Here is a 15,759-nt window from a genome sequence, read left to right as displayed (position 1 = left end):
GAGCACGTTTGATGAGCTTCGGCGCCGATGAAGAAATCCTTCAGGATTTCCTGGTAGAGGCCGGCGAAATTCTTGAGCAACTGTCCGAACAACTGGTCGAGCTGGAAAGCCGTCCGGACGATGCGGACCTGCTCAATGCAATCTTTCGCGGTTTTCACACTGTAAAAGGGGGCGCCGGCTTCCTCCAGCTCAACGAGCTGGTGGAGTGCTGTCATATCGCCGAGAACGTTTTCGACATCCTGCGCAAGGGAGAGCGCCGGGTCGATTCCGAACTGATGGACGTGGTCCTGGAAGCCCTGGACACGGTCAACAGCATGTTCGGCCAGGTGCGCGAGCGCACCGATATCACCCCGGCCACCCCTGAGTTGCTGGGCGCCCTGGCGCGCCTGGCCGAACCTGCGGGTGCCGCGCCGGCGGCGCCGGTCGCCGCGCCCGAGCCTGTCGTGGTCGCCGCCGCGGAGCCGGTGGCGGCCTCGGGTGATATCACCGACAGTGAGTTCGAGCAGTTGCTCGATTCCCTCGGCGCCATGCCTGACGAGGCGCCTGCCGCCGACGCCGGCAGCGACGAGATCACCGACGCCGAATTCGAGTCCCTGCTCGACCAGTTGCACGGCAAGGGCCAGTTCGCCGCCGACAACCTGTCGGCGGCCAGCGCGCCGGCGCCGGTTGCCGAAGCCAATAGCGAGGCCAGCGCCGAGCCGAGCGACGAAATCACCGATGCCGAGTTCGAGGCCCTGCTGGACCAGTTGCACGGCAAGGGTTCGTTCTCTGCCGATGCGCTGCCGGACGCGGTCGCTGTCGCCGCGGTCGACGCGTTGCCTGCCGCTGCCGCGGGTGGCGACGAAATCACCGAACACGAATTCGAAGCACTGCTCGACCAGTTGCACGGCAAGGGCAAGTTCGCCGCCGATGCGCTGGGCGGCACTGCTGCGCCGGTCGCGGCGGCGCCTGCGGCTGCGGCCGTGGCCAAGCCGGCCGCCAGGCCCGTTCCGGCGCCCGTGGCCAAGCCGGCGCCTGCCGCTGCACCTGCGCGCCAGGCTGCCGCGCCTGCCGCTGCCGGTGGCGACAAGCACCCGCCGGCCAGCGAGGCAGAAACCACCGTGCGCGTCGATACCGCGCGGCTGGACGAGATCATGAACATGGTCGGTGAGCTGGTGCTGGTGCGTAACCGCCTCGTCCGCCTGGGCCTGAACAGCGGCGACGAGGCCATGTCCAAGGCCGTGTCCAACCTCGACGTGGTCACTGCCGACCTGCAGACCGCGGTCATGAAGACCCGCATGCAGCCGATCAAGAAGGTCTTCGGGCGCTTCCCGCGCCTGGTTCGCGACCTGGCCCGCCAGCTCAAGAAAGAGATCGCCCTGGAGCTGGTCGGCGAAGAGACCGACCTCGACAAGAACCTGGTCGAAGCCCTGGCCGACCCGCTGGTCCACCTGGTGCGCAACGCGGTCGACCACGGCGTCGAGACGCCTGAAGAACGTGAAGCCTCGGGCAAGCCCCGTGGCGGCAAGGTGATCCTGGCGGCGGAGCAGGAGGGTGACCATATCCTCCTGTCCATCTCCGACGACGGCAAGGGCATGGACCCGGCGGTGCTGCGCGCCAAGGCCGTGGAAAAGGGCCTGATGGACAAGGATGCGGCCGACCGCCTGAGCGAATCGGACTGCTACAACCTGATCTTCGCCCCGGGTTTCTCGACCAAGACCGAGATTTCCGACGTGTCCGGCCGTGGCGTCGGCATGGACGTGGTGAAGACCAAGATTTCCCAGCTCAACGGCTCGATCAACATCTACTCGGCCAAGGGCCAGGGCTCGAAGATCGTCATCAAGGTGCCATTGACCCTGGCGATCATGCCGACCCTGATGGTGATGCTGGGCAACCAGGCCTTCGCCTTCCCGCTGGTCAACGTCAACGAGATCTTCCACCTCGACCTGTCGCGCACCAACGTGGTCGACGGCCAGGAAGTGGTGATCGTCCGCGACAAGGCGCTGCCGCTGTTCTACCTCAAGCGCTGGCTGGTCAGTTCCGCCGCTCACGAAGAGCAGCATGAAGGCCATGTGGTGATCCTTTCCGTCGGCACCCAGCGCATCGGCTTCGTCGTCGACCAGTTGGTGGGCCAGGAAGAAGTGGTCATCAAGCCGCTGGGCAAGATGCTCCAGGGCACCCCGGGCATGTCGGGCGCCACCATCACCGGTGACGGGCGCATCGCGCTGATCCTCGATGTACCGAGCATGCTCAAGCGTTACGCCGCTCGGCGAATCTGATCCCGGCGGCGCGACCTCGCGGTTGCGCCGCCTAATGGAGTGTTTATGTCAGTCAAGGTCCTGGTGGTGGATGATTCCGGTTTCTTCCGCCGCCGCGTCTCGGAAATTCTCTCGGCGGACCCGACCATCCAGGTGGTCGGTACCGCCACCAACGGCAAGGAAGCGATCGACCAGGCCCTGGCGCTCAAGCCCGACGTCATCACCATGGACTACGAGATGCCGACCATGGACGGCATCACCGCGGTTCGCCACATCATGCAGCGCTGCCCGACCCCGGTGCTGATGTTCTCCTCGCTGACCCACGAAGGCGCCCGGGTGACCCTGGATGCCCTGGACGCCGGCGCGGTGGATTACCTGCCGAAGAACTTCGAGGACATCTCGCGCAACCCGGACAAGGTCAAGCAGATGCTGTGCGAGAAGGTCCACACCATCTCCCGCAGCAACCGCCGTTTCAGCAGTTATTCCAGCCCGCTGCCCGCGGTCAGCACCACCTCGTCCAGCCCGGTGTCGTCGCTGGGTTCGGCCCGTGCACCGTCGCCGCTGCCGACCCGCAGCGCCGCTCCGGCGCCCGCGCCAGCCCCGGCGGCCAGCCACTCGCCGGCGCCCAAGCGCAAGGCCTACAAATTGCTCGCCATCGGTACTTCCACCGGTGGTCCGGTGGCCCTGCAGCGGGTCCTGACCCAACTGCCGGCCGGTTTCCCGGCGCCCATCGTGCTGATCCAGCACATGCCGGCGGCCTTCACCAAGGCCTTCGCCGAACGCCTCGACAAACTGTGCAAGATCAACGTCAAGGAAGCCGAGGACGGCGACATGCTGCGTCCCGGCCTGGCCCTGCTGGCCCCTGGCGGCAAGCAGATGATGGTCGACGCCCGCGGCATGGTGAAGATCCTGCCGGGCGACGAGCGTCTCAACTACAAGCCCTGCGTGGACATCACCTTCGGTTCGGCGGCCAAGTCCTTCGGTGACAAGGTCCTGGCGGTGGTCCTCACCGGCATGGGCGCCGATGGCCGCGAAGGCGCGCGCCTGCTCAAGCAGGGCGGCAGCCAGGTCTGGGCCCAGGACGAGGCCAGCTGCGTGATCTACGGAATGCCCATGGCCATCGTCAAGGCCAACCTGGCCGACGCGGTCTACGGGCTCGACGATATCGGCCGTCACCTGGTCGAGGCCTGCGTCTGATGGATGTTCTCAGCCTTCTCGGCATTATCCTGGCCTTCGTCGCGATCATCGGTGGCAACCTGATCGAAGGCGGTCACGTCGGCGCCCTGGTCAACGGCCCGGCGGCTCTGATCGTGCTCGGCGGTACCCTGGCGGCGGCACTGCTGCAATCGCCGCTGAGCTCGTTCAAGCGCGCCCTGCAGATCGTCGGCTGGATCCTCTTCCCGCCACGGGTCGACCTGGCCGGTGGCATCGATCGTGTCGTCAACTGGAGCCTCACCGCCCGCAAGGAAGGCCTGCTGGGCCTGGAAGGGGTGGCTGACGCCGAGCCCGATCCGTATGCGCGCAAGGGCCTGCAACTGCTGGTGGACGGCTCCGAGCCGGAGGCCATCCGCAGCATCCTCGAAGTGGACTTCCTGACCCAGGAATCCCGGGATATCCAGGCGGCCAAGGTGTTCGAGAGCATGGGCGGCTACGCGCCGACCATCGGCATCATCGGTGCGGTGATGGGCCTGATCCACGTGATGGGCAACCTGGCCGATCCGTCCCAGCTGGGTAGCGGTATCGCCGTGGCCTTCGTCGCCACCATCTATGGCGTGGCCAGTGCCAACCTGATCCTGCTGCCGGTGGCCAACAAGCTCAAGGCCCAGGTCATGCGCCAGTCGCGTTATCGGGAAATGCTCCTGGAAGGGCTTCTGTCCATCGCCGAAGGCGAGAACCCGCGCTCGATCGAACTGAAGCTGCAAGGCTTCATGGAGTAGGCATGGCCCGTCGTCGCAAGGTCGAGGAACACGAGAATCACGAACGCTGGCTGGTGTCCTACGCGGACTTCATCACCCTGCTGTTCGCCTTTTTCGTGGTGATGTACTCGATTTCCTCGATCAACGAGGGCAAGTACAAGATCATGTCGCAGGCGCTGATCGGGGTGTTCAGCGAGTCCGAGCGCAGCACCCGGCCGATCCCCATCGGCGAGGAGCGCCCGCTGAGCACCCGGCCGGCGCAGCCGCTGGTCAAGGACAGCGAGCAGACCGACGCAGGTCTCGCCCAGTCCACCGCCGATCCGCTGAAGACCATCACCGACCAGGTCATGGAAGCCTTCGGCGACCTGATCAAGAGCGACCAGATGACGGTGCGCGGCAACGAGCTGTGGATCGAGATCGAGCTCAACTCCTCGCTGCTGTTCGGCAGTGGCGATGCCATGCCCAGCGATATCGCGTTCAACCTGATCGAGAAGGTGGCGAACATCATCAAGCCGTTCGCCAACCCGGTGCATGTCGAAGGCTTTACCGACGACCAGCCGATCCGCACCGCGCAGTACCCGACCAACTGGGAGCTGTCGTCGGCCCGGGCGGCGAGCATCGTCCGCCTGCTGGCCATGGAAGGGGTCAACCCGGCGCGCCTGGCGTCCGTGGGCTACGGTGAGTTCCAGCCGATCGCCAGCAACACCACCGCCGATGGCCGGGCGAAGAACCGCCGGGTGGTGCTGGTGATCTCGCGCAACCTGGATGTGCGTCGCAGCCTGACCGGCACCGGGACCGCCAATGCGCAGCCGGATGCGGCATTGAAGCGGGCTGGCACACAAACTGCACCGCCCACGGTATCACCGACCTCGGGCAACAACAGCGTCAAAACCCCGTCGTCGTCGACCTTTTAATCGATCCCGGCTGGCCACGGTCTGACCGGGAGGAAGCAGCGCATGAGAGTCTGGGCAGTAGCCAATCAAAAAGGTGGCGTAGGCAAGACCACCACGTCCATCGCCCTGGCAGGCCTGCTGGCCGACGCCGGCCGGCGCGTGGTCGTCGTCGACCTCGACCCGCACGGGTCGATGACCAGCTATTTCGGCCATAACCCCGACACCCTGGAGCACAGCAGCTTCGACCTGTTCCAGCACAAGGGCACGGTGCCCGACGGGCTGCCCGGGCAACTGCTGCTGCCCACCAGCAACGAAAAGATCTCGCTGTTGCCGTCCAGCACCGCGCTGGCGGTGCTGGAGCGCCAGTCCCCGGGACAGAACGGCCTGGGCCTGGTGATCGCCAAGAGTCTGGCGCAGCTCTGGCAGGATTTCGACTACGCCATCATCGACAGCCCGCCGCTGCTCGGCGTGCTGATGGTCAATGCCCTGGCCGCCAGCCAGCAACTGGTGATCCCGGTGCAGACCGAATACCTCGCGGTGAAAGGCCTGGAGCGCATGGTCAGTACCCTGGCCATGGTCAACCGCTCGCGCCGCCAGGCGCTGCCGTACCACATCGTGCCGACCCTGTTCGACCGCCGTACCCAGGCCTCCATGGGCACCCTCAAGGTGCTGCGCGACGCCTACCCGGAAAACATCTGGCAGGGCTATATCCCGGTCGATACCCGCCTGCGCGATGCCAGCCGGGCCGGGGTGACGCCGTCGCAATACGATCCGAAGAGCCGCGGCGTGGTGGCCTACCGGGCGCTGCTCAAGCACCTGCTGACCCAGCAGAAAGCCGTGGCGCAGGTGGCTTGATGAATCGACCGCAACCCCTGGCGACCAAGCCGCAACTGGCCCTGCAGTCCTACCTCGACGGACTGCTGCAGGAGGCCACCGAAGAAATTGTCGTGGAGACGGTGGTTGCACCGGCTCCCGTTGTCGTTGCACCGGTCGTCGTCAAGCCGGTGGACGTGCCGGTGGAAGTACCGGTCACCAGCGAAGTCCTCGACGAATTCCAGGCCGCCGTGCTGGAAGAGCAGGCCCGTGATGCCCGCCGCGAAACCATTGCGGCGCGTAGCGCGCCGGTGATCTTCGCCGAGCCGGCGCCGGTTCGCGTGCCGGTGGCGCCGCCGGTGCTGAAGGTAGCGCCTGTCGTCGAACCGGTGGTAGAGAAGATCGCCGAGCCGGTGATTGCCAAGGTCGAGCCGCTGGTGGAAGTCCACCTGCCGGCACCACCGCAGCCGCCGAAGACGGTCGATGGCCGTCCGGAATGGGCTGCCGAGCCGTTCGAGTGCCTGCTGTTCGACGTCGCCGGGCTGACCCTGGCGGTGCCGCTGGTGTGCCTGGGCTCGATCTATGCCCTGGCCGGCCAGGAACTGACCCCGTTGTTCGGCCAGCCGGACTGGTTCCTCGGCATCCTGCCGAGCCATGCCGGCAACCTGAAGGTGCTGGACACGGCGCGCTGGGTCATGCCCGAGCGCTATCGCGACGATTTCCGCGAAGGCCTGCAATACGTGATTTCGGTGCAGGGCTACGAATGGGGGCTGGCGGTGCATCAGGTCAGCCGCTCGCTGCGCCTGGACCCGAGCGAGATCAAATGGCGTTCCCAGCGTGGCCAGCGGCCATGGCTGGCGGGCACCGTCATCGAACACATGTGCGCGTTGCTGGATGTCGCCGAGCTGGCCGAGCTGATCGCCAGTGGTGCCGTCAAGAACATGCAACTGGGACATAAATGATCGGTCGCGCCTACCTGCGCGATCGCACTGAGCACTCCGCCGACGGCGGTTTTTGAGGGTTAGGGGAATGAAAAAGACGTCTGGACAAGGTTCCGAAGATCCGATCCTGCAGTGGGTTACCTTCCGCCTGGACAACGAGTCCTATGGCATCAACGTGATGCAGGTCCAGGAAGTGCTGCGCTACACCGAGATCGCTCCGGTCCCGGGCGCGCCGAGCTACGTGCTGGGCATCATCAACCTGCGCGGCAACGTGGTCACCGTGATCGACACCCGCCAGCGTTTTGGCCTGGTGCCGAGCGACGTCACCGACAACACCCGCATCGTCATCATCGAGGCGGACAAGCAGGTGGTGGGTATCCTGGTCGACAGCGTGGCCGAAGTGGTCTACCTGCGTCAGTCCGAAGTGGAAACCGCGCCGAACGTCGGTAACGAGGAATCGGCCAAGTTCATCCAGGGCGTGTGCAACAAGAACGGCGAGCTGCTGATCCTGGTCGAGCTGGACAAGATGATGACCGAGGAAGAATGGTCCGAGCTGGAGAACATCTGAGTTGATCCTGGAGGTTGCGGTCGTATTCCTGGCGGTGCTGTGGGCAGCCAGTGCCTGGTTGTTCCTGAACTACAGCAAGCGCCAGCGCGAGATCGCCGCGCAACAGGCCCAGGGTGATGCGCTGCGCGACCAGCGCATCAAGGACCTGCACAAACGCCTGGACGATTACCAGAACCTGTCGGTGTCCATGGGCGATGCCTTGCACGAACTGCGCGCGACGGTTTCGCCGTTGCCGGAGAAGTTGCTGCAACTGGAACAGCGTGATCCCAACAGCCTGTCGTTTGCTCAGGCGGCGCGGCTGGTGGGGATGGGCGCGAGCGTCGACGAACTGACCCAGACCTGTGGCTTGACCCAGGCGGAGGCGGAGTTGATGCGCAAGTTGCACAAAAGCTGATCCTGTAGCGTTCTTCAGGGCCCTATCGCTGGCAAGCCAGCTCCCACAGGGACCGCGTAACCTGTGGGAGCTGGCTTGCCAGCGATAGGGCCCTTGAATATCACATCAAAGGTTCAGGTGTTCACCCAGGTGTTGGCACTGCCGATCCGCGCAATGCGGTTCAGCGGCAGCCATTCCCGCACCGCCGCTTCATACGCCGGCAAATCGATGAACGGCGTGGCATTGAAGTTCGGCATCACAAAGAAGTTGTTGATCTCCCGCAGGCGCCGCAACACCGGCAGCTCGCGCATCGCCGTATCGGACAACATGCCCGGCCCGCACAGGCGGTTCAGGGTCGTGCTGTACTGGTGGAAGGCCTGTGGGTCCAGCGCCCGGTCCGGGCGGCTGTCGAAGAACGTCGGGTTGGCCAGGTAGCGGCTACGCAGTTCCTTCATGACCTCCACCAGCACCGGATTGCCGGGATGGCTGCCGATCATGCTGCCGTTGTATTCGATGTTCATTCCCAGCAGTTCATTGGAGACCGGCGGGTGCAGCAGCAGGCCATCTGCCGTGGTCCTGAGCGGCACCGTGCGCAGCGACTCGCCGTGTACCTGCTGCTCGACGCCGGCGATCAGCACGCTGCGCAAGCCTTCCGCCAGCAGCGTGTCATCCACGTCCATGTACAGCCCGCCCTCGTGATAGAGCAGGTGGTAACGCAGCACGTCCGACGCTGCCGAGTAGTTGCGGGCCAAGCCGCCATTGCCATCGATCGCCGCCTGGTATTGCTCGAAGCCGGGCGTGCGGGTGAAGGACTCGTACACGGCCTGGTCCTCCAGCGGCAGCACGGTCAGGGTCGGTGCCCGCTGCCTGAGCAAACGCAGGTTTTCCTCGAAGGCCTCGGGCCAGGCCCGCGACAGGTAGAAGCGGTAGGCATAGCCGGCTTCGTGCAGGCGCTCGGCATTGTTGGCGATATTGGCCAGCAGTTCTTCGTCGAGGGTCTTGTGGCCGAGCCAGAGGCTCATGGCGTGGCGCGGAATCTCGCGCAGTTGCGCGGCGGGCAAGGGCGCGGGGATGGTCACCGGCAACGGCAGGTCGACCCCCAGCGCCCGCAGGCTGGCAGTGCGGGTCGAGTGGTCGATCAGGCGTCCTTCCGGCGCCGGCACCAGCGCCCGGCTACCGGGGCGGGCGACGTAGGCCGGCGGGTCGATCTGGTTCAGGTCGCTGGCGCAGAAGAACCCGTCGCTCTCCAGGTCGTAGACCACTTCGGACAGGTAGCCATTGACGCTGGCGCGCAGCAGGTCGAGCCCGCCATCGAAGCGCGGGGTGCGGATCACTGCGCCGGCGATGGCGCTGTCGCACTCGGCGAGGGGCGCAATGTCGGCGGGGATGTGGAAGTAGTCGAGTGCCGGCTCCGGGCGTAGGTGCGGCGGTTTCAGGGGGCTCAGGCGGTAGCCCAGGCGCCCGTTGACGCGCCCCGGCACCACGAACTCCGGTGCATACAGACGCAGCAGCGCGCTGGCCCGGCGTGCGCCGTCGAGGATCAGTGGCTGCGCATTGAGCAGGCCGTAGGTGGCGATTTCCACGTTGTCGGCCTGATCTTCCAGGTTGTGTCCGTTGACCACCCGGTCCAGGGCCAGGGAAAACTGCGCCAGGCTGCTGGAGGCGAACAGCAGGCCGAGTTCCGGTACCACGATCACCAATGGCGCCAGGATGTTGCTGGTGCAGACCATGTAGTCGCGCCAGTTGGCCTTGCGCACATCGCTGCGGGTGGTGATCAGGCTGCCGGCGTCGGCCAGGGTGCGCTGGTGCTGGCGCTCGGTCAGGGCGGCGAACAGGTCGTCGCCAAGCAGCGGGCTATAGGTGTCTGGACGGTAGTTGACGTAATCGGCCGGAGACCAGCGGCCGTCGGTGGTGAAGCCCGGCCGGTCGGGTGACAGGTGGTGGATGGCGGGCCAGGCGCCGAGGCCTTCGAGGGCGGTGTGCAGGCCGCTGAAATCCAGGCCGTCGGGCTGGTCGGCGAGGGCGAAGTGGCGGGCGAGGCTGTCGCGCCGCGCCGGTGCCTGGCACTGCCGGGCGACCCAGGTCTTCAGCGCGTCTTCACTGGCGAAGCTGTGCAGCGGCGAGGCATTGCCCGGGATGTACAGCAAGACGTGTGGCGACTGCCCGTCTTGCAGGCAGAGGATGTCGGTGGCCGCGTAGCCATAGATATTCAGGGGCCGGGCGTGGAATCCCTGGTTGCGCGGCAACAGGTCCGCCGCCTGCCAGGCCAGCAGGCGGCCGGGCTCGTCGAGCGTGCCTTCGACGACCTGATGGTTGCAGGCCGCGATGAATGCCATCAGCGCCAGGCTGCGGTGGCCGCTGCGGGCTTGCGCCCAGTACTGGTCCAGTTGGGTGCGGTAGGTGGCGTGGAAATCCAGGTTCCAGATAAAACGCTGCAGGGCCTCGATGGCGACGTTGACCCGGGTCTCGGGCCCGTACTGCTGCGGATCGCTGCGCTGGAACAGGCCGTTGTACACCGAATAGGGGCCGGGAAGCAGGGCATCCACCAGGTTGATGCGCCCCGGCAGGTGGCCGCCCCAGGGTTGGTGGACCAGCGCGCCCAGCCAGTTGTTGGCCGACTCGCCTTGCCAGTTGCTCAGCATGGCGTCGGTCAGCCCGAGTTTCTGCATGATCACGCCTTGCCAGCCGCGTCCGGGCCACCACTGGTAGCGCAGGGTAACCACGTCGAGTTGTCCAGGGTCGATGTCCAGCCCGTGCTGGCTGGCCCATTGGATGAGGGCGTGGTTGGCGGCCTGGTCGGGGCGCGGGAAGTGGTTGAAGTGTTCGCGGGCGAAGAGTCGGCCCTGGGGATTGATCTGCGGATGGCGCATGGTTGCCTGCCTCGTGTTGGCGGTGGGGCCGGTCAAGGTAGGGGCTTGCACCTGTGCAGCAGTGTTAGTTATTTGTCGTTCATCCGGGCCTCATCGCTGGCAAGCCAGCTCCCACAGGGTCCGTGCCGGGCACAAAACCTGCGGCTGGTCGAGGAACCTGTGGGAGCGGGTTCACCCGCGATTGCAGTAGTGGCTGCAGCATCGCAATCGCGGGTAAACCCGCTCCCACAGTGACCGCATCGAACACAAAACCTGCGGCTGGTCGAGGAACCTGTGGGAGCTGGCTTGCCAGCGATGAGGCCCTCGAAGGCGCCCGATCACTCCGGCCCGGGCAACCTTTTCAGCTCCGGCGTAATATCCCGCTCTGCGATCGGTTCGTCATGGAAGCCCATGGGCATCTTGCCCTTCAACTGCCAGGCGAAGGCGATGATCTCGGCAATGGTCAGGTACAGCGCCTCGGGAATGCTGTCCCCCAGTTCCATGCGCGCCAGCAACCGGACCAGCTCGGCATTCTCGTAGATCGGTACTTCGTGCTCGCGGGCGAGGGCGAGGATGGCTTCGGCCAGGTCGTCGTCGCCCTTGGCGGTGAGGGTCGGGGCCTGGGCGCCGTCGTAGCTGAGAGCGATGGCCTGGCGCGGTGGTCGTTTGCTCATGCGTTTTCATCCACCCAGCGTTGTTCCAGATGCGTCCTCGGACCCTGCGGTGGCACACCCTGATGACAATGCAGTTCGCCGACATTGACCCCGCGCGCCACCAGCCGCGCCCGCAGGCCACCCAGTTCCCGCTCGATCAGCTCGGCCGTTTCCGGCCGCTCGGCCCAGAGCTGGCTGGACAGGCTGCCCCGGGCAATCTGCGCCTGCACCTGCAGCGGCCCCAGTGGATGCAGGTCGAACGCCAGGTCCACGCGCCAGAGCATCTCCAGCGGATCACGACGCTCCCGTTCGGGGTCGGCCTGCTGTTCCCTGGTCTCCTCGCGCTGTACCTTGACCTGCAGCGGCATGAACTCCGGACCGACCCGCAACGGTACTTCCAGTTGCCAGGTGGTCTGCAGGTTACCGTCCGGAGTGCTGCCGGTCTGGTCGAGGCTCGCCAATTGATGACTCTGCATCCGCGAGATGGCGGCTGCGGCAAGACGCAACAGGTGTTGCAGGTCGCCTTCTTCCTCGGCCGCCTGCAATAGCCGGGTTGGCAGCGGGAAGCCCGTCGGGTGCGGCTTGGGCGCGACCTGGCCGAGGGCGCCAAGGTAGCTGCGGACCATCCCCGGCAAGGCCTGGGCCAGGCTGGTCTGGATAGTCGGGGAAAACGGCGTGCCCCCCGGCACGTTGGGCAGCAGTTGCGCGATCAGGCGCACCACTTGCGCCTTTATGTCCGGGGCCAGTTGGCTGCCTGCACCGTTGAGCAACCGCGCTTCGAGAAAGGCGCCGCTGTTATTGAGGGCCTGGGCCACCGAGCGTGAATCACTGAACTGGCGGATATCCGGCAGGCTGGCCAGCAGCTTGTCGACGCTGGCGCGCACATCCGCCGGCGAGTCGTCGCTGCGGCTGAGCTGCTGCATCGCCGCCAGCAGGTTCTGCAAGGACGCCTGGCGGTTCTGCTGGACGCTGAGGTTCTGGGCAATGGCCATCTGGTCCTGGCGGCCACTGAGCGGCACGAAGGCGATCTGCTGGTCGCCCATGACCCGGGCACTGAGCAGGCTGCCCAGCGGCAGCGGGCGAGGGGAGTCGATGCTCAGGGTGGCGCCGGCCTGCAAGGTGTTGAGCAGGGTCACCAGCGAACGGTACACCGGCGGCAGGTTGCCCGGTTGGGCTTGCAGTTGCGTGGTCAGCACCTTGCCTTGCAGCAAGGTGCCGACCGGCAGTTGCTTGGTATCGAGGCTGGTCAGGGTGTTGACGTTGTTGGCCGCCGCTTGCTGCACCGCCAGGTTCAACTGGCTGGCATTGGGCTGGCTGACCGTGACCTGGGTGCCCAGGGGCAGTGGCTGGCTGGCGCTGGCCTGCACCAGGGTCTGCTGGCCACCGGCGCGCAGCAGGCGCAGGAGCATCTGGAACTCCTCGCCCACCTGGCGCAGGGACACCACTTCACCCTTGGCCGTTTCGCCCTTTGCCAGCAGGTCCGGCTGCGCTTCCAGCAGCTTGACCATCTCGCCGGTCATGGCCGCGGCGCGGACCTGCGGGTTGGCCGATGCCTGTGGGCCAAGGCTGTTGATTTCGCCCGTCATTGCTCTTGCGACCTGTTCAAATAGCCCTCTTTACAGTAGGACATGGCATGTATAATGCCGCCCGATTTCTCCCGCGAGCGCAGGATCCGGGCGCGCGCGACCAGACCGGTCGGCCAGGTTTTCGTTGTCTCTATAACGGCCAGGGTCGAACCGACTTGAGACAGTCCCGAACCAATAAGGCGAATCTGTGACTCCTCATCTCCAAGCCGTGGGCCTGGCCTGCGAGCGCGACTGGCGAATGCTCTTCGAACACCTGCACTTGCAGGTGACAGCCGGCGACATGCTGCAGATCAGCGGTCCCAACGGCAGCGGCAAGACCAGCCTGCTGCGCCTGCTGGCCGGCCTGATGCAACCGACCCAGGGCGAGATCCTGCTCAACGGCAAGCCGCTGGCCGAGCAGGGCGCGGAACTGGCCCGCAGCCTGGTGTGGATCGGCCACGCCGCCGGGATCAAGGACCTGCTCACCCCCGAGGAAAACCTCACCTGGCTCTGTGCCCTGCACCGTCCGGCCAGCCGCGACGCGATCTGGCAGGCCCTGGAAGCGGTCGGCCTGCGCGGCTTCGAGGACGTGCCTTGCCACGCCCTGTCCGCCGGCCAGCAGCGCCGCGTGGCCCTGGCCCGGCTGTACCTGGACAGCCCGCCGCTGTGGATCCTCGACGAACCCTTCACCGCCCTCGATAAACAGGGCGTGGCCCAGCTCGAAGCGCACCTGGCCCGGCATTGCGAGCAGGGCGGCATGGTCGTGCTGACCACCCACCACACGCTGGAGCGCACGCCCTCCGGCTATCGCGATATCAACCTGGGGCAGTGGGCCGCATGAGTGTTTTCGTCCTGTTGTTGCGCCGCGAAGCGCGTCTGCTCTGCCGACGTCCGGCAGAACTGGCCAATCCGCTGGTTTTCTTCGCGATCGTCATCGCATTGTTTCCACTTGCGGTCGGTCCTGAGACACAATTGTTGCAAATCTTGTCTCCAGGGTTAGTCTGGGTCGCCGCACTTTTGTCGGTCCTGCTCTCGCTGGACGGGCTGTTTCGCAGTGATTTCGAGGACGGATCCCTCGAACAGTGGGTCCTTTCGCCGCACCCCCTACCGCTTCTGGTGCTGGCCAAGGTGCTGGCACACTGGATTTTTTCCGGGCTTGCGCTGGTATTGTTGTCGCCGCTGCTGGCGGTGATGCTTGGCCTGCCAGTGGAATGCCTTCCGGTTTTGCTGGCATCGCTCTTGCTCGGTACCCCGGTACTGAGTCTGTTGGGCGCCGTGGGAGCGGCCCTGACCGTTGGTTTGAAACGTGGTGGTCTGCTTCTGGCGCTACTGATTCTGCCGTTATATATCCCGGTATTGATCCTGGGCAGTGGCGCCTTACAAGCAGCAGTGCAAGCTATGCCCGCAACCGGATACCTGCTCTGGCTCGGCAGTCTGGCCGCCCTGGCAGTCACCCTTGCACCTTTCGCGATAGCCGCCGGCCTGAAGATTAGCGTCGGCGAATAATGAGGTCTGGGCCACGCCCAGAAAGACCCTGGATGTACCGTGATGAAAAGCAGCGCAATAAGCTGGACGTGGTTTCACAAGCTCGGTTCCCCCAAATGGTTCTATGCCATCAGCGGGCGCATGCTGCCCTGGCTGGCGGTCGCCGCCGTGCTGCTGATCGGCACCGGCGTGGTCTGGGGCCTGGCCTTCGCCCCGCAGGACTACCAGCAGGGCAATAGCTTCCGGATCATCTACATCCACGTGCCGGCGGCCATGCTGGCCCAGTCCTGCTATGTGATGCTGGCGGTGTGCGGGGTGGTCGGCCTGGTCTGGAAGATGAAGATCGCCGACGTCGCCCTGCAGAGCGCGGCGCCCATCGGCGCCTGGATGACCGCCGTGGCGCTGGTCACCGGGGCCATCTGGGGCAAGCCGACCTGGGGCAGCTGGTGGGTCTGGGATGCCCGCCTTACGTCCATGCTTATCCTGCTTTTCCTGTACTTCGGTCTCATTGCCCTCGGCCACGCCATCAGCAATCGTGAGAGCTCGGCCAAGGCCTGCGCGGTGCTGGCCATCGTCGGCGTGATCAATATCCCGATCATCAAGTACTCGGTGGAGTGGTGGAACACCCTGCACCAAGGCTCGACCTTCACCCTCACGGAGAAACCGGCGATGCCGGCGGAGATGTGGTTGCCGCTGCTGCTTACGGTGCTGGGCTTCTACTGCTTCTTCGGCGCCGTGCTGCTGATGCGCATGCGCCTCGAAGTGCTCAAGCGCGAAGCCCGTGCCAGCTGGGTCCGCGACGAAGTGCTGAACAGCCTGGGAGGCACCCGATGAGCTTCGCATCCTTCGGCGAGTTTCTCGCCATGGGCCATCACGGCCTGTATGTCTGGTCGGCCTACGGCATCTGCCTGGCGGTGCTGGCCATCAACGTCGCCGCGCCGCTGATGGCCCGTCGTCGTTACCTGCAAGCAGAGGCGCGCCGCCTGCGCCGGGAGAACGCCAAGTGAATCCGCAACGCAAGAAGCGCCTGTTCATCATCCTCGGCCTGCTCGCCGGCCTCGGTGTCGCCGTGGGCCTGGCCCTCAGCGCGCTGCAGGAAAACATCAACCTGTTCTACACCCCGACCCAGATCGCCAACGGCGAAGCGCCGCTGGACACGCGCATCCGTGCCGGCGGCATGGTCGAGAAGGGCTCGGTGCAGCGTTCCGGCGACTCGCTGGACGTGCGCTTCGTGGTCACCGACTTCAACAAGTCCGTGCCGATCACCTACCGCGGCATCCTTCCCGACCTGTTCCGCGAAGGCCAGGGCATCGTCGCCCTCGGCAAGCTGAACGCCGAGGGCGTGGTGGTGGCCGATGAAGTGCTGGCCAAGCACGACGAGAAATACATGCCGCCGGAGGTCACCAAGGCTCTCCAAGAAAGCGGGCAAGCGGCCAGCGGAGCACAAGCGCAATGAATGCTGCACT

16 protein-coding genes are annotated in these 15,759 nt (G+C 65.6%); 13 read left to right on the top strand and 3 right to left on the bottom strand.

Going from position 1 to position 15,759, the window contains the following annotated elements; genetic code table 11:
- The first annotated feature begins 11 nt into the window (after positions 1 to 11).
- The 8 genes from PSEMO_RS08270 to PSEMO_RS08235 all read left to right on the top strand — a co-directional run bounded on the left by PSEMO_RS08270 (position 12) and on the right by PSEMO_RS08235 (position 7,762).
- On the top strand, positions 12 to 2,258 hold the full coding sequence (locus PSEMO_RS08270) for a chemotaxis protein CheA (RefSeq protein WP_075802625.1): 2,247 nt from the start codon (positions 12 to 14) through the stop codon (positions 2,256 to 2,258).
- Positions 2,259 to 2,303: 45 nt separating this feature from the next.
- Complete coding sequence (locus PSEMO_RS08265) at positions 2,304 to 3,434, top strand: protein-glutamate methylesterase/protein-glutamine glutaminase (protein ID WP_075802624.1); 1,131 nt, start codon at positions 2,304 to 2,306, stop codon at positions 3,432 to 3,434.
- The gene (locus PSEMO_RS08260) at positions 3,434 to 4,174 is read left to right on the top strand and encodes a flagellar motor protein (RefSeq protein ID WP_075802623.1); all 741 of its coding nucleotides are present in this window, start codon (positions 3,434 to 3,436) and stop codon (positions 4,172 to 4,174) included. Before PSEMO_RS08265 ends, PSEMO_RS08260 begins: the two co-directional genes overlap by 1 nt.
- 2 nt (positions 4,175 to 4,176) lie before the next feature.
- Entirely contained in the window at positions 4,177 to 5,067 is an 891-nt protein-coding gene (motD, locus tag PSEMO_RS08255) for a flagellar motor protein MotD (RefSeq protein WP_075802622.1), read from the top strand.
- Between the two features lie 42 nt (positions 5,068 to 5,109).
- Complete coding sequence (locus tag PSEMO_RS08250) at positions 5,110 to 5,901, top strand: ParA family protein (protein WP_075802621.1); 792 nt, start codon at positions 5,110 to 5,112, stop codon at positions 5,899 to 5,901.
- A complete protein-coding gene (locus PSEMO_RS08245) occupies positions 5,901 to 6,821 on the top strand; it encodes a CheW domain-containing protein (RefSeq protein WP_075802620.1) in 921 nt (306 codons plus the stop codon). Before PSEMO_RS08250 ends, PSEMO_RS08245 begins: the two co-directional genes overlap by 1 nt.
- 67 nt (positions 6,822 to 6,888) lie before the next feature.
- Entirely contained in the window at positions 6,889 to 7,368 is a 480-nt protein-coding gene (locus PSEMO_RS08240; protein ID WP_042123150.1) for a chemotaxis protein CheW, read from the top strand.
- Position 7,369: 1 nt separating this feature from the next.
- A complete protein-coding gene (locus PSEMO_RS08235; protein WP_075802619.1) occupies positions 7,370 to 7,762 on the top strand; it encodes a DUF2802 domain-containing protein in 393 nt (130 codons plus the stop codon).
- 113 nt (positions 7,763 to 7,875) lie between these two features.
- Here PSEMO_RS08235 and PSEMO_RS08230 read toward each other — a convergent pair whose 3' ends face one another.
- The 3 genes from PSEMO_RS08230 to fliK all read right to left on the bottom strand — a co-directional run bounded on the left by PSEMO_RS08230 (position 7,876) and on the right by fliK (position 12,829).
- Complete coding sequence (locus tag PSEMO_RS08230; RefSeq protein WP_075802618.1) at positions 7,876 to 10,611, bottom strand: dermonecrotic toxin domain-containing protein; 2,736 nt, start codon at positions 10,609 to 10,611, stop codon at positions 7,876 to 7,878.
- A gap of 317 nt (positions 10,612 to 10,928) precedes the next feature.
- The gene (locus tag PSEMO_RS08225) at positions 10,929 to 11,264 is read right to left on the bottom strand and encodes an EscU/YscU/HrcU family type III secretion system export apparatus switch protein (protein WP_075802617.1); all 336 of its coding nucleotides are present in this window, start codon (positions 11,262 to 11,264) and stop codon (positions 10,929 to 10,931) included.
- Entirely contained in the window at positions 11,261 to 12,829 is a 1,569-nt protein-coding gene (gene fliK, locus PSEMO_RS08220) for a flagellar hook-length control protein FliK (protein ID WP_075802616.1), read from the bottom strand. The genes PSEMO_RS08225 and fliK overlap by 4 nt, the downstream gene beginning before the upstream one ends.
- 187 nt (positions 12,830 to 13,016) lie before the next feature.
- Between fliK and ccmA the strand changes: the two genes are divergently transcribed.
- Genes ccmA through ccmE form a run of 5 tightly spaced genes read left to right on the top strand, consistent with a single transcriptional unit; the run spans position 13,017 to position 15,749 of the window.
- Complete coding sequence (ccmA, locus tag PSEMO_RS08215) at positions 13,017 to 13,649, top strand: cytochrome c biogenesis heme-transporting ATPase CcmA (RefSeq protein ID WP_075802615.1); 633 nt, start codon at positions 13,017 to 13,019, stop codon at positions 13,647 to 13,649.
- Complete coding sequence (ccmB, locus tag PSEMO_RS08210) at positions 13,646 to 14,314, top strand: heme exporter protein CcmB (RefSeq protein WP_009399927.1); 669 nt, start codon at positions 13,646 to 13,648, stop codon at positions 14,312 to 14,314. Before ccmA ends, ccmB begins: the two co-directional genes overlap by 4 nt.
- A 42-nt stretch (positions 14,315 to 14,356) precedes the next feature.
- Positions 14,357 to 15,127, top strand: a complete 771-nt coding sequence (locus tag PSEMO_RS08205) for a heme ABC transporter permease (RefSeq protein ID WP_075802614.1) — start codon at positions 14,357 to 14,359, stop codon at positions 15,125 to 15,127.
- Entirely contained in the window at positions 15,124 to 15,300 is a 177-nt protein-coding gene (gene ccmD / locus PSEMO_RS08200) for a heme exporter protein CcmD (protein WP_075802613.1), read from the top strand. Before PSEMO_RS08205 ends, ccmD begins: the two co-directional genes overlap by 4 nt.
- Positions 15,297 to 15,749 (top strand): cytochrome c maturation protein CcmE, encoded by a 453-nt coding sequence (gene ccmE / locus PSEMO_RS08195; RefSeq protein ID WP_075802612.1) that lies wholly within the window; start codon positions 15,297 to 15,299, stop codon positions 15,747 to 15,749. The genes ccmD and ccmE overlap by 4 nt, the downstream gene beginning before the upstream one ends.
- The last annotated feature ends 10 nt before the right edge of the window (positions 15,750 to 15,759 follow it).

The sequence above is a fragment of the Pseudomonas putida genome, from assembly GCF_001941965.1.
GTDB classification, from domain to species: domain Bacteria; phylum Pseudomonadota; class Gammaproteobacteria; order Pseudomonadales; family Pseudomonadaceae; genus Aquipseudomonas; species Aquipseudomonas putida_L.
The sequence above is the reverse complement of the archived record's forward strand: the minus strand, read 5'-3'. Positions and strand labels throughout refer to the sequence as shown.